This is a genomic window from Treponema saccharophilum DSM 2985 (assembly GCF_000255555.1).
GTDB lineage: Bacteria > Spirochaetota > Spirochaetia > Treponematales > Treponemataceae > Treponema_D > Treponema_D saccharophilum.
The window spans coordinates 1-1,500 of record NZ_AGRW01000006.1; the positions used below are offsets into that span (position 1 = coordinate 1).

A 1,500-nucleotide genomic window follows, 5' to 3' on the forward strand; every position below is an offset into this window, starting at 1 on the left:
ATCCGGAAAAGATTTTGGCTATGTTGCTCAGAAGCAGGCAAATCTCAAAAAACTTACTAAACTTCAAAGACGACTCATGCGTAAGCAAGTTGGCTCAAACAATCGTGAAAAAGCTCGTGTAAAAGTTGCTCGTATGGAACATTACATTGCAGAATGTCGTAATGATTGGATTGAAAAAGAAACAAAACGCCTAGTTTCAACTTATCAAGTCATCGGAATTGAAGACTTGAACTTGAAAGGAATGATGAAGTTTAGTCGAAACGCAAAGAATTACGGAGACGCTTCGTGGGGAAATTTCACAAATAAACTGTTGTGGAAAGCATCCCTAAACGAAAACAACTGTCAGATTGTAAAGGCAGATAGATTCTTTGCTTCAAGTCAGATTTGCCATTGTTGTGGATTCAAGAATCCGATTACAAAGAATTTAAATATTCGTTCTTGGATTTGCCCTGAATGTGGAGCAGAGCACATTCGTGATGTAAACGCAGCCATCAATCTCAAAATGAACGCAATAAAAACAGTAGGGCAAGGAGTGTCCGAATTTAGGTCTGTGGAGGGTGTAGAAGATTTAGCAACGCTTGCGTTGCAAATTGGAGCATCCGATGAAGCAGAAAATTTGACCGGCGACGGTCAGAATGTTCTCACGCTTTAACATTTTTTTGTTAATATAAAGTGCGTGAGGGGATAATTCCGAATAATTTTTCGGCGTTTTGTAGGCTCGACCGTTTTTTGTCTGTATACTGTCCGGGAATTCTGAAATTTGAGGAGTAAAAAATGGCTTGCACAACAATTTTGGTCGGAAAAGATGCTTCTTACAACGGCGCGACTTTTATTGCGCGGAACGAGGACAGTCCTTCGGGACAGTTCTGCGAGAAGAAATTCGTCGTTGTTCTGCCGGAAGACCAACCTTCAAAATACAAAACGATACTTTCCCATCAGGAAATCGACTTGCCTGAAAATCCGCTTCGCTACACATCCACGCCGAACGCGAATAAAAAAGATGGAATTTGGGCGGCTCATGGAGTTAACTCGGCGAATGTTGGAATGACCGCGACCGAGACAATCACTTCCAACGAGCGCGTTTTGGGTGCCGACCCGCTTTTGAAAAAGGGCGGAATCGGGGAAGAAGATTTGAACGTAATCGTTCTTCCGTACATAAAAACTGCCCGCGAGGGAGTTCTGCGGTTGGGCAGCCTGCTCGAAAAATACGGAACTTACGAGATGAACGGAATCGCTTTTTCGGACGAGAACGAAATCTGGTGGCTCGAATCAATTGGCGGGCATCACTGGATGGCCAAGCGCGTGCCTGATGATTCTTACGTTGTCATGCCGAATCAGCTCGGAATCGACAGTTTTGATTTTGATGATGCCTTCGGCGCGAAAAAAAATCATCTCTGCTCGGCAGATTTGAAGGAATTTATCGCGGAAAATCATCTGGATTTGACTTTGCCGGGCAAAAAATTCAACCCACGGGAGGCGTTCGGAAGCCACGATGATGCC

2 protein-coding genes are annotated in these 1,500 nt (G+C 44.0%); both read left to right on the forward strand.

Features of this window, described 5'->3' with window-relative positions:
* The coding region (locus tag TRESADRAFT_RS00045) for an RNA-guided endonuclease TnpB family protein (RefSeq protein WP_002701594.1) at positions 1-652 on the forward strand (652 nt) is incomplete at its 5' end.
* 122 nt (positions 653-774) lie between these two features.
* Positions 775-1,500, forward strand: a 726-nt coding sequence (locus tag TRESADRAFT_RS00050) for a C69 family dipeptidase (RefSeq protein ID WP_002701595.1), incomplete at its 3' end; no start/stop codon positions are given.